Origin of the sequence: Aestuariivirga sp. (assembly GCF_047600585.1) — a bacterium.
Lineage (GTDB): Bacteria > Pseudomonadota > Alphaproteobacteria > Rhizobiales > Aestuariivirgaceae > Aestuariivirga.
The window spans coordinates 499808-524230 of the sequence record NZ_JASGKP010000001.1 but is presented as its reverse complement, the minus strand read 5'-3'; the positions used below and the strand labels follow the sequence as shown (position 1 = coordinate 524230).

15 protein-coding genes are annotated in these 24423 nt (G+C 63.2%); 4 read left to right on the top strand and 11 right to left on the bottom strand.

Translation table 11 applies throughout. The features are described 5' to 3' along the window. Nucleotides 1-16: 16 nt before the first annotated feature. The 10 genes from QM801_RS02310 to QM801_RS02265 form a co-directional block, all read right to left on the bottom strand. Nucleotides 17-8506, bottom strand: coding sequence for a GH36-type glycosyl hydrolase domain-containing protein (locus QM801_RS02310; protein ID WP_415017595.1), 8490 nt, complete (start codon nt 8504-8506; stop codon nt 17-19). Nucleotides 8507-8680: 174 nt separating this feature from the next. Next, the gene (locus QM801_RS02305) at nt 8681-9529 is read right to left on the bottom strand and encodes a LysR family transcriptional regulator (protein WP_415017594.1); all 849 of its coding nucleotides are present in this window, start codon (nt 9527-9529) and stop codon (nt 8681-8683) included. A gap of 115 nt (nt 9530-9644) precedes the next feature. Further along, nucleotides 9645-10565 carry a hypothetical protein gene (locus QM801_RS02300; RefSeq protein ID WP_415017593.1) on the bottom strand — a complete coding sequence of 307 codons (921 nt, stop codon included), beginning with the start codon at nt 10563-10565 and terminating at the stop codon, nt 9645-9647. Between the two features lie 35 nt (nt 10566-10600). Beyond that, nucleotides 10601-11044, bottom strand: coding sequence for a hypothetical protein (locus tag QM801_RS02295; RefSeq protein WP_415017592.1), 444 nt, complete (start codon nt 11042-11044; stop codon nt 10601-10603). Between the two features lie 298 nt (nt 11045-11342). Next, the gene (locus QM801_RS02290; protein ID WP_415017591.1) at nt 11343-13430 is read right to left on the bottom strand and encodes an EAL domain-containing protein; all 2088 of its coding nucleotides are present in this window, start codon (nt 13428-13430) and stop codon (nt 11343-11345) included. 35 nt (nt 13431-13465) lie between these two features. Beyond that, nucleotides 13466-13723, bottom strand: coding sequence for an acyl carrier protein (locus QM801_RS02285; protein ID WP_415017590.1), 258 nt, complete (start codon nt 13721-13723; stop codon nt 13466-13468). 29 nt (nt 13724-13752) lie between these two features. Continuing rightward, the gene (locus QM801_RS02280; protein WP_415017589.1) at nt 13753-14961 is read right to left on the bottom strand and encodes an aminoacyl--tRNA ligase-related protein; all 1209 of its coding nucleotides are present in this window, start codon (nt 14959-14961) and stop codon (nt 13753-13755) included. 15 nt (nt 14962-14976) lie between these two features. Beyond that, the gene (locus QM801_RS02275; RefSeq protein WP_415017588.1) at nt 14977-16488 is read right to left on the bottom strand and encodes an MBOAT family O-acyltransferase; all 1512 of its coding nucleotides are present in this window, start codon (nt 16486-16488) and stop codon (nt 14977-14979) included. Then, a complete protein-coding gene (locus QM801_RS02270; RefSeq protein WP_415017587.1) occupies nt 16488-17624 on the bottom strand; it encodes a hypothetical protein in 1137 nt (378 codons plus the stop codon). Before QM801_RS02270 ends, QM801_RS02275 begins: the two co-directional genes overlap by 1 nt. Nucleotides 17625-17982: 358 nt before the next feature. Continuing rightward, nucleotides 17983-18936, bottom strand: coding sequence for a hypothetical protein (locus QM801_RS02265; protein ID WP_415017586.1), 954 nt, complete (start codon nt 18934-18936; stop codon nt 17983-17985). 198 nt (nt 18937-19134) lie between these two features. Here QM801_RS02265 and QM801_RS02260 point away from each other — a divergent pair, with 198 nt between their 5' ends. Both QM801_RS02260 and QM801_RS02255 read left to right on the top strand, forming a co-directional pair. Beyond that, entirely contained in the window at nt 19135-21132 is a 1998-nt protein-coding gene (locus tag QM801_RS02260) for a PAS-domain containing protein (RefSeq protein WP_415017585.1), read from the top strand. After that, nucleotides 21129-21596 (top strand): response regulator, encoded by a 468-nt coding sequence (locus tag QM801_RS02255; protein WP_415017584.1) that lies wholly within the window; start codon nt 21129-21131, stop codon nt 21594-21596. Before QM801_RS02260 ends, QM801_RS02255 begins: the two co-directional genes overlap by 4 nt. A 144-nt stretch (nt 21597-21740) precedes the next feature. Here QM801_RS02255 and QM801_RS02250 read toward each other — a convergent pair whose 3' ends face one another. Next, a complete protein-coding gene (locus QM801_RS02250) occupies nt 21741-22715 on the bottom strand; it encodes a TRAP transporter substrate-binding protein (protein WP_415017583.1) in 975 nt (324 codons plus the stop codon). A 170-nt stretch (nt 22716-22885) separates the two neighbouring features. Between QM801_RS02250 and QM801_RS02245 the strand changes: the two genes are divergently transcribed. Both QM801_RS02245 and QM801_RS02240 read left to right on the top strand, forming a co-directional pair. Then, the gene (locus tag QM801_RS02245) at nt 22886-23623 is read left to right on the top strand and encodes a 4'-phosphopantetheinyl transferase family protein (protein WP_415017582.1); all 738 of its coding nucleotides are present in this window, start codon (nt 22886-22888) and stop codon (nt 23621-23623) included. A 50-nt stretch (nt 23624-23673) separates the two neighbouring features. Further along, nucleotides 23674-24381, top strand: coding sequence for a hypothetical protein (locus QM801_RS02240; protein WP_415017581.1), 708 nt, complete (start codon nt 23674-23676; stop codon nt 24379-24381). Nucleotides 24382-24423 lie beyond the last annotated feature (42 nt).

Below are 24423 nucleotides of genomic sequence, written 5' to 3'. Positions count from 1 at the left end.
TAAGTGTTAAGAGAGCTCACCGCAAAGGCAGCGTGATCTCGCCGCCGTCCCGCAGCGTCACCCGCCAGCCGCCGCCATCCACGGCCTCAACGCGTGCATCGGTGGGAGCAGCTGCATCGCGGGCAAGGCGGAAGGTGTAGGTGTGCCCGTCATGCTGCAGCGTGACCGTGAAGCCCGGCCATGACGCCGGAACACAGGGCACGGTCCGCACCACATGACCCTGCTCCCAGGTGATGCCGAGAATGGCCTCAAGCCCTGCACGATAGAGCCAGCCCGCGGCACCCGTGTACCAGGTCCAGCCCGCGCGTCCCACGTGCGGCGGCACGGAATAGATGTCGGCAGCCACCACATAGGGCTCCGCCTTGTAGCGGTCCGCCTCGTCCACCGTGCGGGCATGGTTCACCGGATTGAGGATCGAGAACAGCTGGAAGGCGCGCTCCGCTTCGCCAAGCTGCGCATGGGCGAAGACCGACCAGATGGCGCCGTGACTGTATTGCCCGCCATTTTCGCGCAGGCCCGGCGGATAGGAGCGCACATAGCCCGGATCAGGCTGTGACACATCGAAGGGCGGCGTGAAGAGAAGTGCCAGGCTGTCGTCCGTTTTCACGAGCTGCGACCACGCACTCTCGAGCGCGGCCCGTGCCCGCTCCGGCGGCGCCACGCCCGACAGCACCGCCCAGGATTGGGCAATGGCATCGATGCGGCATTCCGCATTGTCCTTGGAGCCGAGCGGCGATCCGTCATCGAAGAAGGCGCGGCGATACCATGCGCCATCCCAGGCGTGTTCTTCCAGCGCGGCCGTGAGCGACGTCACGGCCTTCTGCCACGCCTCCACCCGTTCGCTGTCACCACGCGCTTCTGAAAGGGCGGTGAAGCGCGTCAGCGTCGCGATGATGAACCACGCGAGCCAGACGCTCTCGCCCTTCCCCTTCTCGCCGACGCGGTTGAAGCCGTCGTTCCAGTCGCCCGTGCCCATGAGCGGCAATCCATGGGCACCACGCGTCAGGCTGCGCATCAGCCCGCGGCAGCAGTGTTCGTAGAGGGTCGCTTTCTCATCGGAGACCACCGGCGGATAGAAGGCATCGTGTTCATGTTCTTCGAGCTTCCGCCCTTCGATGAACGTCACCTCTTCATCGAGAATGGCGCTGTCACCGGTCACCGAGATATAGTGCAGCGTGCAATAAGAGAGCCATACAGGATCATCGGAAATGCGCGTGCGCGTGCCCGTGCCGGTGCCCGGTAGCCACCAGTGCTGCACGTCGCCTTCCGGAAACTGTCGCGACGCCGCCTTGAGAATATGGGCACGTGCAATGGCGGGCTGCGCCACCGCCAGAGCCATGGTGTCCTGCAACTGGTCGCGGAAGCCGAACGCACCGCTCGCCTGATAGGCACCGGCCCGTCCCCACATGCGGCAGGAGAGCGCCTGATAGAGCAACCAGCCGTTCAGCATCACGTTGGTGGCGGCGTCCGGTGTCTCCACCTGCACCTTGCCCACCGTCTCGCGCCAGAAGCTGCGGACCTCGGCCAGAAGGGCATCAATGTCTGCCGCACGGTATTGCGCCACGGCTCCGCGTGCCGCCATCGCGGTCTCACCTGCGCCAAGCACCACCGTCACTTCGGCCGGTGCCGCCGCACTCACCGCCACGGTCTGTTGCAGGGCAAAGCACGGATCGAGGCCTGCCCCCGTCTTGCCGTTGAGCCCCTGTGCCGAGAGCAACGCCGCTGGCGTGTCGAGGCGTCCATAGGCGCCGAGGAAGGCGCGGCGGTCTGCCGACATCGTGCCTTGTCGTCCCATCATGTCGGCAAAGACCGTGCGCGCCGCCGAATCCTGAGACCACGGATTGCGCGCCATCAACGCGCCTGTCTCGGCATCAACTTCCGTCACCACGTGAAAGGCGGACGTGCTGCGCGAAGGCCCAAGCACGAGATCGGCAAAGGCCGTCACGGCAAAGCTCCGTGATTGCGAAGACGACGAGCGAATGCGCAGGCGCGAGATCTTCGCCGCGCCGTTCACCGGCACGAAGATGCAGAGTTCGAGCGACACATCGCCGACCACTGCTTCATGGATGGTGTAGCCGAAGCCATGGCGGGTGCGGAATGTGCCGCGCGCCAGGCCCTTGGGCAGCACGCAGGGACTCATCACCTGCCCGTTCGAAAGGTCCTTCACGTAGAACACTTCGCCCGGCGGATCGCTCACCGGATCGTTCGACCATGGCGTGATCTGGAACTCGCGGCTGTTCCCGAACCACGTATATCCGCCGCCCTCGGCAGAGCATTGCGTCCCGAAGTCCGCATTGGCGATGACGTTGATCCACGGCGCGGGCAGCGGCTGTTCCGCCTGATGGAGGATCACATATTCATTCGTGCGCGGATCAAATCCGCCGAAGCCATTGAAGAACAGGAGATCGGGCGGAGTGACCGCAGATTCCGCGCCTTTCCCGGCCGCGGCGGGCAAGGCGGTGAGGGAGGCAGGCGGCTGGGCACCGGGGGCAATCTGCATGCGCGCCACCTGACGGGCCAGGTTTCCGGCGCGGGCATGCAGCGTGACGCGTGCCACCGCCGGCAGCATGGCCAGCGTGTCCGGCGGCAGCAGATCAGCCCTGACGGCAAAGACCTGGCTTGTCGCGTCGCCGCCCCCGGCCGCGGATTGTGATTTCCGTACGAGATCCTCGATTGCGCCCTGCAGGTCCTGAATGTAGGACGAGCTCTTCTCGTTGAGAATGACGAGATCGACGGCCATGCGCTTCGCCGCCCAGTAGCCCGCCGCCTTCAGCACCTGTCGAATGATGTCGATGTCTTCCAGCGCATCGATGCGCACCAGCAGGATGGGCCGCGTGCCCGAAATCCCCGCCGCCCACAGCTTGGTCTGGTCACGCATCTGCTGCACCAGCGTCTGCGGCGAAGGCCGCGCCGCAGGAGAGGCATAGACGATGAGATTGGACAGCTTGCGGAAGACTTCCGCCTCCGGCCCCTCGATCGCAAAGTGGCGGAGCTGCACGCGCGCATGCGTCCAGGCCAGAACGCCGGCGCGCTCGAAGGCCTGCTGCTGGCGGTGCATGTCGACGAGGTTGAGAACGCTCTCGCGGCTCTCACCCACCAGCGTCCACAGGGTCCAGCAGGCCTGGTGCCCCGGCTCAACTCGCATGCGATGGCGGAGCGCGAAGACGGGATCAAGCACCGTGCCTTGCGTTCCCGAAAGCTTGCTCTTCGGTTTCAGCGCGTCGGCGGTGGCCAGCGTGTTGCCGCGCCCCAGGAACGCCGCCCGTGAGGTCTCGAATTCCATGCTGCGCGAGCCCCGCCCCACCGGCAGCAGGAACTGCGCCACCCAGATCTCGGGATCATTGGTCTCGCGCCTCCGCCGCATGGCGATGAGGGCACCCAGTTCCGCATCGAATTCCGTCTGGATGAACATCTTGGAAAAGGCGGGATGCGCCATATCAGCCGCCGCCTGCGCCAGCGCCAGCTCGGCATAGGTGGTGATCTCGATCACGCGCGAGCCCGGGGATGTGTTGGTCACGCTGATGCGCCGCGCCTCGGCATCGCTCTCGGTCGAGACGACGCATTCCATCAGCGTGGCGAAGTCACCATCCTGCCGCCGGATCGTTACCTTGTGCTCGGCAAGCTCCGCTTCATAGGATGACGGCTCGCGGATGCGCGGCGAATAGCCCGCGGGCCACTGTTCACCCGTCCGCACATCGCGGAGAAACACGAACTGCCCCCAGGGATCGAGAACCGCATCCTCGCGCCAGCGCATCACCGAAAGCCCGCGCCACGAGAGCGAACCCGTTCCGGTGGCGGTCACCATGGCGGTCATCTGGCCGTTGGAGAGGAACTGCACATCCAGGCTTCCGCCACCGCGCGGGTCCACGGGCTTTGGTGCCGCTGCGGCAAGTTCGGTCCGGATGTCGGCAGGCGTATTGGCTATACCGGCCAACGTCAGCGGAACCTCGTCGGGCGCGCGCTCCTGCAACAGCAGTTCTGCCGCCCGCACGATGCTTTCTTCATGGAAGGCGGTGCGGATGACATTGCCGCTCACCGCATTGAGGATCGCCGTGATGGTCATGCCCTGATGGTGGGCGAAATAGGCCTTCACCACCGCATGGCGCTGCCCTTCGCGCAGGCGCGACGGCGTATAGTCGATTGATTCCACGAAGCCGTAGTTGCCCCGCGCCCCCACGGCTTCCAGCGCGCGATAGTTGGCCGCCGCTTCCACCGGCATCACCATGGCGGCAAGGCCCGTGGCATAGGGCGCCACCACGACATTGGCCGCAAGGCCGCGCTTCAGGCCAAGCCCGGGCACGCCGAAGTTCGAATACTGATAGGTGAGGTTGCGGTCACGCGCGCTGAAGGCGGATTCCGAAATGCCCCAGGGCACGCCCACCTGCGCGCCATAGGAGATCTGCCGCTTCACCACGAGGCGGATCGTCTGGTCGATCAGGCTGCCGGACGGCGGGCTCAGCACCAGCGCCGGCATCAGGTATTCGAACATGGAGCCGGACCAGGAGAGCAGCGCCGCCCGTCCCTCTACCTCGGTCACGGTGCGGCCAAGGCGGAACCAGTGGCGCGCCGGCAGGTCGCCCTTGGCGATGGCGAGGAAGCTGGCGAGAGCCGCTTCGGAAGCCAGCAGATCGTAGCAACTTTCATCGAGGGCGGCTTCCGTCACGCGATAGCCGATGGCCATCAGGTTGCGCCGCGGATCGGAGAGGAAATCGAACTTCATGGCCAGCGCCAGCGCCGCCGTCTCGTCCGCCAGTTGGAGAAGCTGATCGCGCAGGTGCGCGGCATGGCCTTCCTCCACCGTCGCATCGAGGAACTGCTGTTCCACCGCCTCGCGCAGCGCCTGCGCCCAATAGCGGATGGTGGCGGCCTGCGCCGAGGGATCGTCGCGCACAAGGGCCACGACCCCATCGGCAATGCCGCCGGCCTGCACGGCAAGGCCGATCAGCCGCGCCGCCAGCAGCTCGGGTGCCTCCTGTGCCGCCTTCACCGCCGCACCGAAGGCCGCGAGCTTCTGCTCCACATCCTTGAGCCGCCCCTTCAGGTCGCGGTTGCCCTTGCCCTGCCCCGCCATCTCTTCGGTAAGGATGGCGAGCACGTCGGTGATCCCGTCGAGGCGGGAGGCCGAGGCCACGGGATGGCGGGCCCAGATCCGGCAGAAGTTGGAGACCGCGATGAGATGACCCGCGAGATTGCCGCTGTCGACCGAGGAGACATAGCGCGGCTCCAGCGGCGCCAGCGTCGTCGTCGCATACCAGTTGAGGAGATGGCCGTTCACCTTCTCCATCTTGTGCAGGGTGGTCACCGTCTGGGCGATGCGGTTCGCCGCCTGCGCCAGGCTGATCCAGCCGAACTCGCGCGCACTCGCCACCGAGAGAAGATAAAGCCCGATGTTGGTGGGCGATGTCCGGTGGGCCACCACCGGTGCGGGGTCTTCCTGGAAGTTGTCGGGCGGCAGGAAATTGTCTTCGGCACCCACGAAGGCGTCGAAGAAGCGCCACGTCCGCCGCGCCGTCGTGCGCAGCGTCATGCGGTCTTCAGGTGCCGCGGCAAGTTCATCCCGCAACGCCTCGTGCTTGCTCATGAAATAGGCGAAGACAGGCGCCAGCAGCCAGACCAGGCCGAAGCCCGCCGCGGTGAGGCTGATGCTCCCGCCGCGCACGCCGGCAATCACAAGCGCAAGCAGCCCCACCACCACGCTCGCCCACATCAGGATGATGGTGCCGGGCAGCGTGCGCGCGCTGTTGGCCTGCGCCTGCGCCGCCGTCGTCCATTCCAGCATGTGACGCCGGCTGACGGCGAGGCGATAGAGCGTGCGCAGGATGGCATCGGCGTTGAGCATCGCCTGATGGGCCAGAAGCACGATGTTGCTGGCGGTGGTCAGCACCGCCTGCGCCACATCTTGCAAGATCACCCGCGCCTGGCTGGCCAGCGTCACCGGCACGCGCCGGAGGGACGAGCCGCCGAACAACGGCAGGAACACAGGGATGAAGGCCGTGAGCAGCACGAAGGAGGTCCACACCGCCGGTCGCTTGTCCGGCAGCAGCAGCCAACCGATGAAGAGCGCCAGTAGCATCATGGCTGGCAGCAGCGAACGGCGGAGATTGTCGATCATCTTCCAGCGCCCCAGCGCCGAAGGCCCGCGCGGTGCGCCCGTCCGCCGTCCGAAGATCCACGGCAGAAGCTGCCAGTCACCCCGCGTCCAGCGGTGCTGCCGCGAAGCATGCACGGCATAGCGCTCGGGGTAGGCTTCCACCACTTCGACGTCGGTGACGAGTGCAGCCCGGGCGAAATTGCCTTCGAAGAGATCATGGCTGAGGATGCTGTTCTCGGGGATGCGCCCCGCCATCACCTTCTCGAAGATGTCGACGTCATAGATGCCCTTGCCCGCGAACGAGCCTTCGCCGAACAGGTCCTGGTACACATCCGAGACGGCAAACACGTATGGGTCGATGCCGCGATGGCTGGAATAGAGCCGCTGGAACAGCGAACCGGCATGGCCAACGGGCAGCGAGGGCGTGATGCGGGGCTGCAGGATGCCATAGCCGGTGGTGACGCGGCCCTGCGCCTCGTCCACATGCGGCTGGTTCAGCGGGTGGGCGATCTTGCCCACCATGCGCCGCACCGCGTCGCGCGGCAGCTGGGTGTCGGCATCGAGCGTCAGCACATAGCGCACATGCGCGGGCAGCCGCCCGCCGATCACCATGAAGCTCGTATCCACCGCGCCACGCAGCAGGCGGTTCAGTTCATGCAGCTTGCCGCGCTTCCGCTCCCAGCCCATCCACACGCCTTCGCTGGCGTTCCACTGGCGGCCGCGGTGCAGAAGCAGAAACCGCTCGCCCCCGTGCAGGGCATTGAGCGCCGCGATCCGGTCGAGCGCAGCGGAGAGCAGCACCTCGTCGTCTTCCGCCGTCTCTGCCGATGCATCCTTCCAGTCACTGGCGAGTGCGAAGAACACATCGCCCCGCGGATTTGCGAGATAATGCACCTCAAGCTGGCCGCACAGCTCCTCGACCGCATCATGGGAGAGAAGCAGTGCGGGAATGACCACCAGCGTGCGCATCTCGGGCGTGGGCCCCTCCGGCAGTTCCAGCCCCGGCAGAACCACGGGCCGCAGCAGTTGCGTCACTGTGTAGTTCACCATGGCAATCGCGGCTTCGAGCGCGATGAAGAAGCCGAGAAGGCCCAGCCCCAGCAGCAGCGGCCAGGCAATGCCGTGGTGCATCAGCGGTGAAAGGCCGAACCACAGGATGACGAGGGCAAAAAGCGTGGCGAGGCCGAGATAGCCCGGCAGCCCCGCACCGCGGATGACACCTGCGATCCTCTTGTTCCACGGCGGGCGATAGCCGATCCGCGTTTCGATGGCGCGGCGGCCTGGGCCCACGATGTAGTAGCCCGCACTGGCCGCAGCAGCGGGCGCATCGGCGGGTGGCGACTTCGCGGCCTCGATCACGCGGGCGGTGATCTCCAGTTCATCGCCGTTGGCGTGGCGGGCCAGATCCTCGATGCCGTTGCGGTAGGCATTGCGCGTCTGGAAATCCATGTCGGCATACTGGCTCGAGGTGCGCAGCAGGCGGTCGACAAGGCTCACCTGATCGAACCAGTCTTCCCAGTGATAGTCGGCAATGAAGCGCAGGCTGGTGATCAGGTTCTGCATGGTGACAGCCGCCGTCGCCTGGCGGTGGTGCTCCGCCGTCACGGCGCTGTCGAAGTCGTGGCCGAGCGCCTGCACCCTGCCCCGCAGCCAGTTGATGAAGCCGGGGTCGGCGGCTTCCTGGTCGCGGAGACGGCGGATCACCTGCACCGCGAAGGACAATTGTTCCGCCGGGCCATAGGTGCCCGCATCGAAGATGGCGGAAAAGCCCGCAATGCTGTTGCTGCCGTCGAGGAGCGAGTCCACCCGCGCATCGGCAAGCTCGCGCATGTCCATCAGCGCCACGGTCTGGGCCGAGATGCGCCGCAGGTTTTCGATCAGCACCAGCCGCAGGCTGATGGCGGCGGCCCACAATTCGCCGATCGTGAGCGGTCGCACATTCTGGTAGGCGTTGATGAATTCGATGAACTGGCTCGCATCGAAACGGCTGTCGGTGTGGGCGATGAACGCCCAGGCAATGCCGAAAATCTGCGGATGCCCGGCCAGAGGCCCGGCGGCGATCTTGGGCAACTGCTTGTAATAGGTGCTCGGCAGGTCATCCAGCGCCTGGCGGATATGCTCTTCGATCAGATAGTAATTGTCGATCAGCCATTCGGCTTCCGGCGTGACGGTCTGGCCCGCGGCAGAAGCATCCGACAGCCGCTTGCAGCAGCGCAGCAGAACCTTGCCGTTGTCATGGGTGCGATCGACCACGGTGACGACGGAACGCGGCTCGTGGGTGATCTCCTGCGATTGCGCAAGGCTCGCGGCATGGGCGCGGAAGCGCTCCAGCCCGAACAATTCGGCGCGAATCGGCTGCTCGTCATTCCATGGTTGATCCCAGACGCGCTGCGCCAGCAGCGCGGGCCATAACATCCTCACCAAATCCCTGACCTCTCAGTGAGCCGTTGCTCGCAAATCGTGATGCGCGCACAACGCCTGCGGGCCGGATCGGTTCCACCTTCACTCCTGCCTGTAATGTAGGCAGGCAAAACAAGACCCGGCTCACTTGGAGCCGGGCCGGCAATCACAGGAGATTGCCCGAAGCCGTCACACCGAGAGCAGGCTCTCCAGCTGGTCCATCACCCGGGGGTCGGCGTCCCTGTGCGTGCTGAAGATGCTGGCATACATGGTGATGTCGTCCTGCATGGCGGGATGGGTGGAGCGGGTCAGGCCCAGTTCCGCCATGCGGAAGACGGGCACAGGCACATGCGTGAGGGGTTCGCCGCTGCCGTGGATGGGGCCGGGATAAAGCCCCTCGGACCATTCGCGCACCACCTTGTGGCGGAGCTTGCGCGCGGTGAGGTAGCGGAGGGCCGCCTCGCCGATCGGCGTGTGCGGGCACGGCAGGTCCACCAGCAGCGGCACATCGCTGCGGGGCGGTGCGCCATCGCCGCCATAGGTGCCCCAGGCGAAGGGAATGGCGGAGGCCTTGGGCGCATTCTCCTCATAGTCGAAGAGGAAGCGCGCCACCGTTGGGAGTTCCCGCGTCTCGAAGCGCAGCTTCAGATTGTCGGAGGAGTCGACAACCGAATAGCGGTTCTCCAGCACCCTGCCCGCTTCGCCACTTTGGTCCTGCAGGAAGATGGCAAGATCGGGCGCAAGCCCGATCGCCTCCCGCCGGTCTGCGGGCGTGAGGCGGATGCGCCCCATTTCCTCCAGCATGGCGAGCGCCGACTCGCAAAGCTGCAGGGCCTGCTTGCCGGCCTCGGTCAGCACCATGCGGTTGCCGACGCGCTTGATCAGGTCGATGCCGACGATGTCCTCGAACTTGTTCACCTGCAGGCTCACCGCCGGCTGGGTGATGCCATGGGCGCGCGCCACGTCGGTGAAGTTGAGGGTGCGCAGGACATCGGTGACGATGCTCAGCGTGCGGAAGTTGATATTGCTTGCAACCATGGCATCTCCTTTGAGATGGAACAGAAGTGAAAACTGGACGCAGGTACACCTGATAGAAAGTTGGAACGAAACACAGGCAGACGGGCAGTTGGGGGGGGGGGAAGGTGCGCTGGGCTTATCGCGTCACAGCGCCATCCGGCAGGTCATTGAGCGGCCGGGAAGCATCGTCACTCGCGTCGGGGAAATGCCGGGCGTAGGACGGACAAAGGGATCGGATGGCACTCATCAGGACGGCGCCGAGGGCATCCACGTCGGAAGCGGCAAAGAATTCGCGGTGGCTGAAGACACCGCCGTGCACCAGCAGGGGTTCCTGCAGCTGCGGATGGGTGGTGGGTACGAGCTTGAGGCGCTCGAGCTGGAACTCCGGCACAAGCGCATGGACGGGGCCTGCCTCTGCATTGGCATGGACCGGCAGGTACACGCCTTCCGGCTGCTCCCGCATGATCGTGAAAGGAACGTTCGCCTTGCGGAGCAGTGCAACCGCAGCCCGGTGAATAGGGTGACCTTTGGGCGGAAGATCGACCTGGACGACATCCTGACGCTTCTGCGGGCGCAACCGGCTTGACTGGCTGATCGCCCAGACGAGCGGCATTGTGACGTGTTCCACGTCCGCCGCTTCGTAGTCATGGATATAGCGCACCGCCAGCCCGAGCAGCTTCTCTTCGAAGCGGTTCCTCAGGTTGGCGGACGTATCAAGCACGATGCGGCGCTGCTGCACCGGAGGCTTCCGGCCGGCGAAGTGGATCTGCAGCACCGCGAAGAAATCCGGCGCAAGGCCGATCACTTCCCGCGATGTGAGCATGTCCGTCTTGAGATTTTCAATGCGCTCCAGCAGGCCGATGATGTCACGGGCCAAGGTCATTGCCTTGCGGCCCGGCTCGGTCAGACCGAGCTTGCCATCGACCCTGGAGAGGAGATCGATCCCCAGCGCCTTCTGGAGCTTTTCAAACTGCTGCCGGACAGAATGAGGATCGGCGCTGTTCTTGCGCGCGGTTTCGGCAACGTCCAGGTTACCCAGGACGTCCGTTGCAATCATGAGTGTCCGCGCACTTATACTTTTCAGAGAGTCATTCACTTTGCATTGGCCTCGCAAGTTGATTTCTCTCTGCGGTATTTATGAGAATTTGTCCTAGTGACGCGCACGAGAAAATAGCCGGCATCGGCATAGGCCTTTTCCAAAGCTGCTGCCGCATCGAACAGAGCCGCCACGGACTGGTTCCTGCCGACGACCGCCTTGCGGGCTGCGGCATTCGCATCGGCCAGTTCGTCGAAGGCGCCGTCGATCCGGAGATCGGACGGGGTCAGGAACACCTTCTCTGCCCCGGGCGGGGCCTTGAGCGCGGCAGCGGAGCTCAGTTCATAGGTCGAAGGCCTGGTCGACGTCTCGGGTGCGAAGGTCTTGGGAATGTCGAGCTTCGGAACCTTTTCCGCAGCGCGGACCGGACCCATCACGATGCCCACGGCGAAGAACGCAGCAAGGGTCAGGATGAACAGCCCATAGCCGAACGTGGACAAGAAGGAACCGGAGCGCCGCAACAGACCGTCAACACGCGCGGCCGCGCAGTCCCGATTCGAAGGGCGGAGAAAGCCGCTCGAATTCAAGCAACGGTCAAGACCACGGCCTTTCCGATTGACGTTCAACGCACGACCTCCACACTCGCCCCGCACGGCGATTAGAGTCCTGCTTGCCGAGACAATCGCTAATCCGCAAATGACCCGCGATAGAAATTCACTGGTGAAGTCGCAGAGGTAAACTGCTGGTAAATAACCCGATCTCGGCAAAGTGGAGGCGGACGGCATGGCACGCGCTCCATCAGCCGGACGAGAGCATCAGGGGGGCATTGTCCGTGGGCTTTGCGGCCTGTTCCCGGGTCTGGTTCTTCTGCTGCCAGACCTTGAAGCGCTGCAGGGTGGGCGCGCCACTGAATTCGGCATGGATTCGCCGGAGCAGGTTCTCCGGGACCGGCCGGCCGAAGTTGAAGCCCTGGATTTCCTGGCAGCCGGAGGTCTTGGCAAATTCGAGCTGGGCGTCGGTTTCCACACCCTCGGCCAGGACGGGAACGCTGAGCGCCGCACCCAGGCCAACAACCGCCTTGAAAATGGCATCGGCGCGCTGGTTGCTGCCGGTGAGCTGGATAAAGGAGCCGTCGACCTTGATGCGGTCGAAGGGGAAGGTGTTGAGCAACGACAGCGAGGAATAGCCTGTGCCGAAGTCGTCCATGGCAATCGAGATGCCGAGCGCCTTCAACTGGCGGAGATTGTGAAGCGCGCGGTTGAGGTCGTGCACGAGGGCGGTTTCCGTCACCTCAAGCTCGAGGCGGGCGGGCGAGATGCCGATTTCGAGCAGCGTCTTTCGCACCTGCGTCACCACCTGCGGCAGGCAGATGGCGCGGGCCGAGATGTTCACGGCGAGGCGCGGCAGCCAGGCATTCTCCGCGAGCAGTTCGCAGGCGCGGCGCAGCACCCACTTGTCGATTTCGATGACGAGGCCGTTTTCCTCGGCAACCGGGATGAAGTGTGCGGGCGAAACCAGGCCGCGCTTCGGGCTGTTCCAGCGGAGCAGCGCCTCGAAGCCGGTGAGCGCACCCGAGCTGCAGATGAACTGCGGCTGCAGGTCGAGGCTCATTTCGCTGTTGTGGATGGCGTGGCGCACATCATGGGCCAGCGTGCGGCGGTCGCGCACGTATTCATCCATGCTGGCGTCGAAGAAGCAGATCGACATCTCCTGCTCCGACTTGCCGCGGTACATGGCGAGGTCGGCGTTGGCGAGGAGTTCCTGGCGGCTGCTGCCGTGGTCGGGGTAAAGTGCCACGCCGAGCGTCACGCTCGCCTCGATCACCTTGTCGTCCCAACGGAGCGTCATGTTGAGGCTGGTGACCACGCGCTGGGCCAGTTCATGGGCCTTCTCGCGGGTGCTGTTGAGCTGCACCAGAACGAATTCGTCACCGCCGAGACGGGCGCCGAATTCGCCTTCCTTCAGCACGTCCTTGATATTGGCCGCAGCCTGGCGGAGGATGTGGTCGCCGGCGGCATGGCCGAAGAGGTCGTTCACTTCCTTGAAGCGGTTGAAGTCGAAGAGCAGCAGGGCAACCTGGCTCTTGTCGCGTCGCGCGCCTTCCAGGCATTCGTCGAGATAGGTGTTGAACGACAGGCGGTTGGGGAGACCGGTGAGGCCGTCCTGCATGGCGATGGCGCGGATCCGCTCTTCGGCGCGCTCGCGTTCGCGCAGGTCGTTGACGCGGTCGGTCACATCATGGAGTGTCAGGATCGAGCCGCCATCGTGCAGCGGCGTGATGTGGGATTCGAGGACCACCGAACCCACCACAATGTCCGTCTGCTTCGAGGCGTAGGCAAGATCGATGAGCTGCTGGCGCGCACCCGGATGATCGCCGATCGCCATCTTGGCGAAATTGGCCATCTGGCCGTTCCACAGTGTTTCGGCACCGGCAGCGTCGCGGACGCTGATCCCTGACTTGGTATTCTTCAGGATCGTCTGAAGCAGGCGCTGGCGGTCGGCATGCGCCATGGCATAGCGGACCGAGCGGTCGAGAACGTCCGCCGTGATGGCGGTCTTCGGAATGAAGTCCGACGAGCCGGCCTGGAGGGCGGCGTTGTCGACGAGATGATCCGAGATGCCGGTCAGGAGGATGATCGGCGTATCGATGCCGGCGGCGCGCACGCTCTTGATGAAGTCGACACCGGTGACGACACCCAGCCGATAGTCGCTGAAGATCACGTCGAAGGTGTTGTTCGACAGCTCGACAAGGGCCTGCAGCGACGACGACGCCGTGGTGATCGCGTAACGTGTACGCGTCACTTCTTGCAGCGCTTCGGTGATGAGGTAGATGTCGTCCTCATCATCGTCCACGATCAGCAATTTCACGGTCGTGACTGGAAGCATGCCGGTTGCCTCGCCTCTCCTCCCCTAGGGAAGGATCAGGCAATCTTCCGTTCAGCCGGGGCTTCGCCAAGATTGACGTTCTTGGCAAGAAGCAGTTTGCGGATGTCGCCGAGCTTACGAAGCCCTGAGATTTCCGGCATGGTGAAACGCACGTGATAGGCGCTTTCCATGGCGAAGATCACCTCGATGTGGCGGAGCGAATCCCACTTGGGGGTGTTCTGCGCATTCGATTCCTCATTCAAGGTCGAGGGATCGACGCCGAGAACCTTTCCGATCAGGTCATAGAGTTGCATGGTGTGGTCCTTCCTTCAAAAACGCGGGATCAGCGGAAAATGATGTTGCGGACGGCTTCGGGCCAGCGCTTCTCGTCGAAGCCGTGCTGGGTGAAGGCCGCAAGCACCCAGCGCTCGATGCCGAGGCCGACGCAGCCCGTCTGGGCCGGCTCGCCGTTGGCGGTGGTGAAGCCGAAACGCTTGCCGAAGAAGTTGCCGTGCAGGTTGATCGAGCCGCAGGCCAGCATCTTTTGGCTGCCGTCGTTCGAGAGCGCCGGGATCTTGATCTCGTTCTTCACTTCCTGGGCGGCCTGCCAGAACTTCTTGGCGGCGGAAACAGTGGCGAAGAACGGGTCGGTGGCGGTCTGCACCTGGCAGTCGATGTCGATGAAGGAAGCAAGCTCCTCGACGATCGGCAGCGACTTCTTGCGCACGTCGCGGACGAAGTCCTCATCACCCACGAAGACGAGTTCGCGGACGTTGAATTCATAGAGGCGGTCGAGGCCGTTGATGTTGCGCGATTCATAGCGGAAGACGCGGCCGAGCCAGGTGAAGCACTGGCCTTCCTTGAAGCTCTGGCCCGTAAGTGTGGGATAGGCCGGGAAGCAGGCCGCCGGATTGAGGCACATGCCGTCGATGTGGATGTGATCCTGCTTGGGGAGCAGTGCCCCTTCCGAGCAGGAATTGGCGAGGCGGAATTCCTCGATCGCGTCGAAGTCCTCGATCACGTTGCCGACGAAGGTCACGGCATTGGGGTGCGAGTCGAAGTAGCCGCACTTGTGCAGCGTGTCGGCGTCGATCATCGCCGGGAAATGGGCATCCTTGGCGCCCAGCGCCGAAGCGTAGAGTTCGCCGGCCTTGTCGTTGATCAGCTTGGCAAGCTTGAGGACCGGACCCGAATAGGCCACCTGCCCCTTGCCGTAGTCATGCATCCAGCCGCGCTTGACGAGTTCGTCATTGACGCCGCGGAAGTAAGGGCCCGTATCCTTGCGCTTGGTGTCGACGAAGACCTTGATCTCGAAGCCCGACACCTGCTTCACCATCACTTCGAGGAAGCGCTTGGCCTTGGCTTCGACCTCGGCGAGATCGGCACCGGCCTTGCAGAGCACGCGGGCGGTCTTGCCGTCCTGCACGAAGATGCGGTCGATGAACGGCGAGACGAAGACCGATTCCTTTTCGATGTCACCGGCGATTTCGCTGTCGACTTCGCGCGGGAGCGGAACCGAGATCTCGTTGAAGGCGTGGTTATGCGTGTTCATGACGTGCCGTCCTTGTTAGAATTTGTAGTAGAGGAAGCCCGAGCTCGACCCGATCGACGTGATGCCGATGGTGAAGACGCAGGCGGTGATGAGGGAGACGCTGAACGAGGGGCGCCAGGCGACGAGGCCGGCAGCCTGTTCGGCATCTTCCGGTTTGGTATCCACGACAGGCCACTCGTGATGGAGGATCTGCTGGGTGTTGGGCAGCAGCAGGGTCACGGCACCCATGATGACGATCATGGACATGGCGGTTGCCGTATCGATGGAGATCAGCTCCGCGCCGGGCACGACGTGGAAAATGCCCCACATCTGGCCAAGCATGGCGATTGCGGTGGGAACGTCGGGGGCACGGAACATGACGAGGCCCGAGACGACCATCGCCATGGTGATGAGCCAGGCCAGCGGCGTGGGCAGCTTGACCTTGGAGAATTCGCGCCAGCCCAGGAAGGTGGCGATGGCGAGGCCGTGCATCACGCCGTAGACCACGTAGGTCCAGCCCGAGCCGTGCCAGACGCCGGCGACCAGGAAGGTGCCGATCGACGGAATGGCGGCGACGAGCAGATAGCGGCCGAACTTGCCGACGCGGGAGGCCATGCTCTTGCGCATGCCCCACATGGCGAGGCCTGAATAGACATAGGCCGTGAAGAAGCGCGTCATGGTCATGTGCCAGCGGCGCCAGAAATCGGAAATGTTGGTCGCCTTGAACGGCGAGTCGAAGTTGAGCGGCAGCTTGATGCCGAAGATGGTGGCAAGGCCGATCGCCATGTCGGAATAGCCCGAGAAGTCGAAGTAGAGCTGGAGCGCATAGCAGAGCGCACCGATCCAGGCGGTGCCCGCATCCACGGCCATGCCGGAATGCACGCTGCCGAACACCTTGTCGGCGAAGGGGGCGATGGCATCGGCCATCACGACCTTCTTGAAAAGGCCCATGGCGAACATGGTGAGGCCGATCAGCACGCGCTTGGGATCAAAGGCGCGGGGGCCCGGGCCGGAGAGCTGTTCCATCATTTCCCGCTGCATGACGAGCGGGCCTGCCGTCACCGCCGGGAAGAAGGCCGTGAAGACGAGGTAGCGGGCGAAATCATGCTTGATGAGCTGGCCGTTGTAGCTGTCGATCAGGTAGCCGATCTGCACGAAGGTGAAGAACGAGACGCCGAGCGGAACGGCGATGTCCATATGGCCGATGGAGGTATGGGCCGCCTGGTTGAGGACATCGATGAAGAAGTTGGTGTACTTCAGGTAGCCCAGCATGCCGAGGTTGGCGATGATGGCGCCCAGCAGCAGGTTGCGCGACACCTTGGGGTGGGCGGTGAGGCAGGACAGCACATTGCCCACCGTGAAGTTGAAGATCATCGAGATCAGCAATACCAGCAGCAGCTGGGCGCCGAACATCGCGTAGAAGACCAGCGACGACACACCAAGCACGGTGATCGCCCACTGGCGGCCGCCGATGCGGCTGGCCAGCACATAGACCGCGTAGACGGCCGGCAAGAAGACGAAGATGAACTGCAGCGAGGTGAAGGACATCAGTGCTGGCCCTCCCGGGCTTCAAGCGCAATGAACTGGTCCCAGACGTGCTGCAGGCACTTCGGATTGGAATGTTCGGCATCGATGTATTCGTCGGCGGTGCAGCCCACCTCATGGGGATTGAAGCTGCCGAAGACCGGGATGCCGCGTTCGGCGGCGATGCGGCGCGTGAGGTCGTCGAGGCGCTTCAGACCCTTCATGTAGTCGGTATCCTGCACGCGATCGTAGAAGACCGGGTTGAAGGGCGGCTGCACGAAGTAGACCTTGACGTCCTTCTGCTGCAGGAAGTCGAGCACCTTGCCGAAGGCGGCGACGCCCTGGGCGTCGATCTTTGGCGGATCGTTGATGGCGGCCTCGGCGAACTTGTTGGCTTCGCGGCGGGCGCGCTCGGGCGTGAAGATGTTCTTGTGGTCCTGCGACCAGAGAATGGAGCCATCGGGCAGAAGCACGTCGAGTGACTGGAAGTGGCTCTCGTCGGTGGCGTGCGGGTGTTCCACCGCATTGTGCCAGCGGGTGACATTGTCGAAGAGCATGGGCAGAGAGATCAGGGCCCGGGTGCGGTCATAGGGCGCCGTCTTCAGGTAGCTTTCGGGCTCAAGGCCAAGGCGCTTTGCCATGGCGCGGTAGGCCGGAATGCCTGGCTCCCACAGATAGTCCTTGCGGGCGTCCACTGGCGTGAACTGCTTGTCGCGGATGCTGAAGATGAGCTTGTGGGGCAGCTTGTCATGCTTGACCAGGAGCTCGACCATGCCGAGCAGGTCCTCCCAGTAGTCACGATGGATATGTGCGTTGAAGATGTCCCTGCCCTTCAGCAGCTCCTTGTGGGACTCCTGCCAGTGGCTGGCGCCAATGATGATGATGTCGGGCGTCTTGGTCATTCGCGCGAGCTGGGCGTCGCGGAGCGCACGGATGTTCAGGTTGAGATCGAAGACCGCATAGTTGAGGCCCTTGGCGTGGGCATCGGCGGCGGGAAGCATGCCGCCGGTGGCGTACATCTCGGGCGCATAGGCCTTGTTGGCGACGCTGGTTGCAAAGAGACCTGCCAGGGTTGCGGCTACAAAGGCGATGGCATAGCGGAGCGAACCCGCCTTGCGTGCAATTGCCGAACGCCGTTCCGGCACATCAGCAGCCGGCATTTCAATGGCTGCAGCAGCCGCGGCAATTACCTGTTCCGACTCGGGTTTTTGACCCTCGGCCGCCACGTTGCCACTGCGGAAAGCACGAATGAGGTCCTGTCCGGATTGGGCCCCATTTCCAAAACCTGCCGTTACGCCACTCACAATTAATCCCCTAGTCCTGTCGCTAAGGTCGTAACACCGGGCTTTCTAAACAACTGTAAAGCGCAAGGATTTTAGGCATTTGCACTCGCAGGTTTCGGAATCACGGTTTACAAAAGCCTACTTAAACCTGGGGTAGACGGAAGCACCGAGGGCACCGCCGGCCGTCCCTCAGGACGCTGGCGATGCCCTCGAAAACGATGAGCTGTGCGTGGTGTCAGGCGGCGGGCGCGAGCGCTGGTGCCGCCTTGGGCTGGCGGCCAAGCAGCAGGCTGAAGGCCAGCGGCGCCAGGAAGATCGGGATCTGGGAGACACCGACATATTCAGACGTCGCGTGCCCGGCCATGCCGGAGAGGAGCACGAAGCCCAGGCCGACGTTGCGGAAGCCGCTGACGATGCTGGCGGTGAGGCTGTCGTTCATGCCCTGGCGGAACATGACCACGGCGGTGAGATAGGCCATGCCGGCGCCGAGCAACGTGACGATCACCAGATACATCACGAAACGCTGGGGATCATGCCAGAGCAGATCGCGGGCGGGGCCGACAATGCCAAGCCCGAAGATGATGAGGGCAGCAATGGTGGTGCGGCGCGAGGCGCTTTCGACCGAATTCACGACCTTCGCAGGCAGCTTGTGCACCACGCCCATGTAGACAAGGAAAAGGCCGAGCGGCAGCACCAGGAAGTGCATGCAGCGGGCGACGAACTCCATCACGTCGATATCGACGTCAGCATGGAGCACCAGGGTGAAGAAGATGAAGTAGGAGACCGGCATCAGGAAGGTGGAGAGCACCATGCACTGCAGGGCCTTCTGCTTGTTCACCTGAAGCAGCTCGGCAAAGGTGGGCGAGGCAAAGAGCGAGCCGGCCGATGCCGTGGTCACCAGCAACAGGGTAATATTGCTGTCGATGCGGGCAAGGTGCGCCGCCGAGACGATGAGTGCCGGCAGAACCAGCAACTGCCAGAGCACGATCTGCCAGACCTTGGCATCCAGGCTGAACACCTCTTCGCCTTCCATGCGGCCCATGGGCAGGAGGGACATGATGATGAGGATGAGAAGGCTGGGTGACGTGAAGGGGGCCATTTTTTCCGAAAGGCCCGGCACCGTGAAACCTGCGAGAATGGTGATCGCCAAAAGCCAGCAGGCGATGGTTCTTTCCCGTTGCGACAGCATCTTGTTCTTCCAACTCAACTGAACGGGGGAGACGGCTGCGCCACGTTGCACGCGTTCGCCCCCGCGATACAAACTTTCTGCTTTATCGGTGAAAATCGTTAAAGTTCGAGAAACAAATCAAAATCATCTCAGGTTGCAATTTTTCACGGTTCATTCACGGCTTAGCTGTATCAGTTGCCGGACTTATGGGGGACTGACGTGCAGCAAGACATTACCGCCTTGCACAAGAATGCGGACGAAAATAGCGGTCTTTTTCGGGCCGTACAGCAACAGAACGGCAACGAGATTGCCGATCTCTTCGCTGGGGCCGACGTCGGCCTGGCGCTGTTTGACGCCAACCTCCACTTGCTGGCCTGCAACGAATTGTACCGCACGCTTTGCGGCTACCTCAGCAACGACCTGAAATCGGGCGTTGAGCTGCAGCAGCTCATGGCCACCACCTTCCGCCGCCTCAACGTGCCGGCGGACGAAATTCCCGGCAAGGTGTCGCGCATCATCGAGCGCCTGGTTCCGGGCACGGCCTACAGCTTCCGCTACACCGCGCCGAGCGGCAGCATCGTCGAAATCCGCCGCCGCCGCCTGCCCAACGGCACGGTGGTCGAAACGGCCCGCCAGATCGACGCGCCCGCGTCGGACATGGACATCAACACGCAGTATGAGATGATTGCCGAGCAGTCGCGCTCGCGCCTCATGCATGCCCTTGACGTGATGGCCGACGGCTTCGCGCTCTATGACGCGAACGACCGCATCGTTCTCTACAACCGCAAGTATGTGGACTACAGCCCCTTCGCCGCCGACATCATCATGCCGGGCGTGCCGAAGGAGGAAATCCTCCGCGTCTCCACCATGCGCGGCGCCTTCGTGCTCAACGGCATGTCGCCCGATGAATACATCAAGTGGCGCCTCGAGAAGCATCGCAATCCGAACGAGCCGATCGAAGTGCAGCTTTCGGACGGCCGCTGGCTGCTGATCACCGAAAAGCGCACCAATGACGGCGGCGTGGTCGGCACCCGCTCCGATATCACCGAACTCAAGCAGCGCGAAATGGAGATGCTCCGCATTTCCCAGCAGCTGCATGCCCGCAACCTGCAGTTCGACACCGCCCTCACCAACATGGTGCAGGGCCTCTGCATGTTCGACCGGAACCAGAAGCTGATCGTCGTCAACAAGCGCTATCTCGAAATGTACGGCTTCTCCGCCGACGTGGTGAAGCCCGGCATCTCGCTCCGCGAACTGATGCAGTACTCGGTGAGCCTCGGCAACTACACCGCCGAAGAAGCCGAACGCGCACTTGCCGAACGGAATGACCCCAACCAGTTGAGCCGCCGCAGCGTCATCAAGCAGCGCCTGAAGGACGGCCGCGTCATCGCGGTGCTGAACGAGCCGATGGCCGACGGCGGCACCATCGCCACCTACCAGGACATCACCGAAATCGAGCGCAGCGCGTCAATGATGCTGGAATACACGCGCAAGCTCGAACATTCGAACCGCGAACTCGTCGACTTTGCCTATGTCGCCTCGCACGACCTGCAGGAACCGCTGCGCAAGATCGAGGCCTTCGGTGAACGTCTCGTCAGCCGCTACGCCAACCTCCTGCCCGACGACGGCCGCATGTTCATTGACCGCATGCAGAATGCCGCCGGCCGCATGCGCAAGCTGATCAACGACCTGCTCTCCTATTCGCGCGTCACCACCGACGCCAAGGGCTTCCAGAAGGCCTCGCTCTCCAAGATCCTCACGGAAGTGGTTTCCGACCTGCAGATCCGAATCGAGGAAACGGACGCGACCGTGGAGTTCGGCGATCTGCCGGTGATCGATTGCGAACCGATGCAGATGCGCCAGCTCATGCAGAACCTGCTGGGCAATGCGCTGAAGTTCCGCAAGCCCGATGTGAAGCCGGTGATCCGCGTCTCGGCCGAAAGCCACACCGAGGTGGAGAAGCCCTATATCGTCCTCAGCATCGCGGACAACGGCATCGGTTTCGACAACCAGTTCCGCGAGCAGATCTTCACCATCTTCCAGCGGCTGCACAGCCGCAACGAATACGAAGGCACGGGCATCGGCCTCGCCACCGTGCGCAAGATCGTGGAACGCCATGGGGGTTCCATCATTGCCGACGGCCAGCCCGGTGTCGGCTCAACGTTCAACGTCACTCTCCCGATCGAACAAGGCAATAGCAAGGAACGCGCAGCATGAGCCGCAGCAATTTCACAGTCCGCATCGTCGTCGCCGATGACGACGCCGACGACCGCATGATGATCCAGGACGCGTTCACCGAATCCAAGCTCGGCAACCCCGTCGACTTCGTGGAAGACGGCGTGCAGCTTCTCGAGTACCTGCGCCGCGAAGGCCAATATGCCAAGTACGCGGGCCAGCCCTACCCCGGCTTCATTCTTCTCGACCTCAACATGCCGCGCAAGGATGGCCGCACGGTGCTGAAGGAAATCAAGAACGATCCCGAGCTTCACCGCATTCCGATCGTGATCCTCACGACCTCGAAGGCCGAAGAGGACATCATCAAGACCTATAACCTCGGGGTAAACTCGTTCATCTGCAAGCCGGTCTCCTTCGACAAGCTCGTCGACATCGTCAAGACTGTCGGCCACTACTGGATCGAGATCGTGGCGCTGCCGCCCGAGTGCCAGCGCAACGCTGCCTGATCCCTCAGGCCACCGCCCATCAAGAAGCTCCCGCGTTCCGGGAGCTTTTTTGTTGGGGCATGACCTCTCCTTTCCACTTCCCACCAGACAACAAAAAAACCCCGGCATCTCTGCCGGGGTTCGATGTGCAACGTCCTGCAGGGATCAGTTGCGGAATGTCTTGAGTACCGTGGCCCCTGCGTCGCCGGCGCGCTTGGCCCATTCATCGGCCATGGTGGCACCGATCTGGGTGAGTTCACCCGAAAGCTTGGACGACGGATCCAGCACCTTCATGCCGTTAGCCTTGAGGGCTGCGAGCGCCTCTTCGTTGGCGGCCTTCGACTTGGCGATGCCGGCCTCTTCGGCCTTGGCGGCGCAATCATCGAAGACCTTCTGCTTGTCGGGCGAGAGGCCGTCCCAGACGGTCTTGTTGACGATCACGGCATTGCGCGGCATCCAGGCGTTGACCACGTAGAAGTGATCGAGCTGTTCCCAGACCTTGCTGTCCTGGCCGGTGACGGCCGAGGTGATGAGGGAGTTGATGACGCCGGCTGCCATCGCCTGGCTGATTTCAGCCGCCTCGATGGAGATCGGCACCATGCTGGTGAGTTCGGCGAGACGCGCGGTGGCCTTGTTGTAGGAACGCACCTTGACGCCGGCCATGTCGGCGACCGCGTTCACGTCCTTGTTGAAGAAGAGGCCCTGCGGCGGCCACGGCACGGAATAAACGAGCTTGAGGTTCTGGTCCTCGAGGAGCTTCTCCAGTTCCGGCTTGGCGGCGTGATAGAGCTTCACCGAGTCGTCGTAGGACGTGGCGATGAAGGGAATGGAGTCGGTGCCGAAAAGCGCATTCTCGTTTTCATGCGAGGACAGCAGGCGCTCGCCGATCTGCGTCTGTCCGGTCTGGACGGCGCGCTTGATGTCGTTGCCCTTGAAGAGCGATCCATTGGGATGGATGATGATGCTGATGTCGCCCTTGGTGCCGTCGGCGACGCACTTGCTGAAGTCCTGCGCATTCACCGTCTGGAAGTTCGAGGCCGGGTAAGCGGTGGGCATGTCCCAGGTCTCGGCAGCGCACGAGAGGGATGTTGAGGCAGCCAGCAGGGCGCCAGCCGGCAAGAGAGACTTGTAGAGTTTCATGTGTTCCAACTCGTCCTTCGAAATCCCCAACCAGCACGCGCGAACGCCATGCGGGTTTTTCCATCATTTCTACAACTGCTATACGGTGTGACTTGTTAAAATGCCGTTGGCGGACATGAGTTGAGTTCAATCCGGCAGAAGAAATTCGGGCAGAATGGAACGATTGGTTTATGAAGGGTAAGAAGAACGTCAGTGAACTGATCGATCGCTTGAGGCATTCATTCACCTTGCTTCAGGTGCCTCTCCCGCAGGTTCGGATCGCGGCGGCGACGGACGACGGGACGATGGATCCCGGCGCCCTGCTCACGCTTTTGACAGACGAGGAACGTGCCAGCGCCGAGGCCCGCAATGACGAGAGCGAGCGACGCCATCTCGTCTTCCGGCGTGCCTTCCAGCGCGCGTTCGTGGGGGACCTCATTGGTTGGACAGGCACGCTGCCGGATCTCACGCTCCGTCACGCCACCGACACGCCGCCCAACTGCGACCAGGCGCCCGGGCTGACGTTGTCCTTCTCGTCAAGCGGCACCACCTGCCTTGCAGCCGCGGCACCTGACGCCCTGCTCGGCATCGACATCGAAGCGCGGCGGGACATCGCGGATGCCAGCGGAATCGCGGCGCGCTTTTTCACCCCGGCCGAAGCGGATCTGGTGACAGAGACTCCGCCCGACCACCGCAGCGAAGCCTTTCAGACCATCTGGTGCGCCAAGGAAGCAGGGCTGAAAGCCAAGGGCCGGGGCATCGTCAGCGGCCTCAATGCCTTCACAATTGAACGCGACGAAACGGAATGGACTGCGCGTGATTCGGAAGATGCCGGATCGCGCCCTTGGCAGCTGTGGTACCCCTCCGGACTGCCCCGGCACATTGTTGCAGTTATGCACAGGTCGCGCGCAAATTCACGCCCGCGTTGAAGTTGCAACTTCTGTCATTTACCAATTCTTAATCAATTGGGTTTGGACAGATGATTCGCGTTGTTATTGCAGTGTTGGCGTGTGGAGTGTGGCTCGGCTCGCCTGCTGGAGCCGCGGACATCCCGGATTCGTCAGTATACCGTACGCCCAAGGTGGCTTTCCTGAAGCCGCTGCGTGCAAAGAAGAGCGTGCAACCCGTTGTGGCGGTTGCAAAACCCGTTCAGCCTGCGCCTGCCAAGGTTGCTGAACCCGACAGCACAATCGAACCGCCCTCGGTGGCAAGCACGGGCGAACCCGATCAGGTTGTCGCGGGCGTTTCGCCCAGCGAGCGCCTGCTGAGCTGGTCGCCCGGCCCCCTCATTGCCAATGCCGACGGTCCCAAGAACGAACTGGGCGTGAGCGTGGAAGGCAATCTTGTGGTGGACGAGCCCGGCACCGTGACCTCGCCCTACATGGTGATCGAACTCACCGGCCACATCGTGAAGACCCAGAATTCCACCGTCCGCATCGACGTGAAGGTGGGGAACGCACACCGCAGCGTCACCTGGCCGTCGGATGACGTGCACACCGGCAAGTTCAAGGAACAGATGACGGTGCAGATTCCGGAAGGGGCGCTTCCCCCCTACTATCCGGTGACGGCGCTGGCCTTCGTCAGCAAGACCGGATCCGACGCCGTCGCCATGGTGTCGCTGGAAAAGATCGCGGTGCGCATCGGCAAGGTGAAGGGCACCGCGCCCGCCACGGCAAACAGCCAGTAAAACAAGCCCTCAAACGAAAAACGGCGGCCCCTGCGGACCGCC

Coding starts and splice junctions, on each gene's coding strand:
- QM801_RS02310 (WP_415017595.1), bottom strand. CDS start 8,506: ATGTTATGGCCCGCGCTGCTGGCGCAGCGCGTCTGGGATCAACCATGG.
- QM801_RS02305 (WP_415017594.1), bottom strand. CDS start 9,529: ATGGTTGCAAGCAATATCAACTTCCGCACGCTGAGCATCGTCACCGAT.
- QM801_RS02300 (WP_415017593.1), bottom strand. CDS start 10,565: ATGATTGCAACGGACGTCCTGGGTAACCTGGACGTTGCCGAAACCGCG.
- QM801_RS02290 (WP_415017591.1), bottom strand. CDS start 13,430: ATGCTTCCAGTCACGACCGTGAAATTGCTGATCGTGGACGATGATGAG.
- QM801_RS02285 (WP_415017590.1), bottom strand. CDS start 13,723: ATGCAACTCTATGACCTGATCGGAAAGGTTCTCGGCGTCGATCCCTCG.
- QM801_RS02280 (WP_415017589.1), bottom strand. CDS start 14,961: ATGAACACGCATAACCACGCCTTCAACGAGATCTCGGTTCCGCTCCCG.
- QM801_RS02275 (WP_415017588.1), bottom strand. CDS start 16,488: ATGTCCTTCACCTCGCTGCAGTTCATCTTCGTCTTCTTGCCGGCCGTC.
- QM801_RS02270 (WP_415017587.1), bottom strand. CDS start 17,624: ATGCCGGCTGCTGATGTGCCGGAACGGCGTTCGGCAATTGCACGCAAG.
- QM801_RS02265 (WP_415017586.1), bottom strand. CDS start 18,936: ATGCTGTCGCAACGGGAAAGAACCATCGCCTGCTGGCTTTTGGCGATC.
- QM801_RS02255 (WP_415017584.1), top strand. CDS start 21,129: ATGAGCCGCAGCAATTTCACAGTCCGCATCGTCGTCGCCGATGACGAC.
- QM801_RS02250 (WP_415017583.1), bottom strand. CDS start 22,715: ATGAAACTCTACAAGTCTCTCTTGCCGGCTGGCGCCCTGCTGGCTGCC.
- QM801_RS02245 (WP_415017582.1), top strand. CDS start 22,886: ATGAAGGGTAAGAAGAACGTCAGTGAACTGATCGATCGCTTGAGGCAT.
- QM801_RS02240 (WP_415017581.1), top strand. CDS start 23,674: ATGATTCGCGTTGTTATTGCAGTGTTGGCGTGTGGAGTGTGGCTCGGC.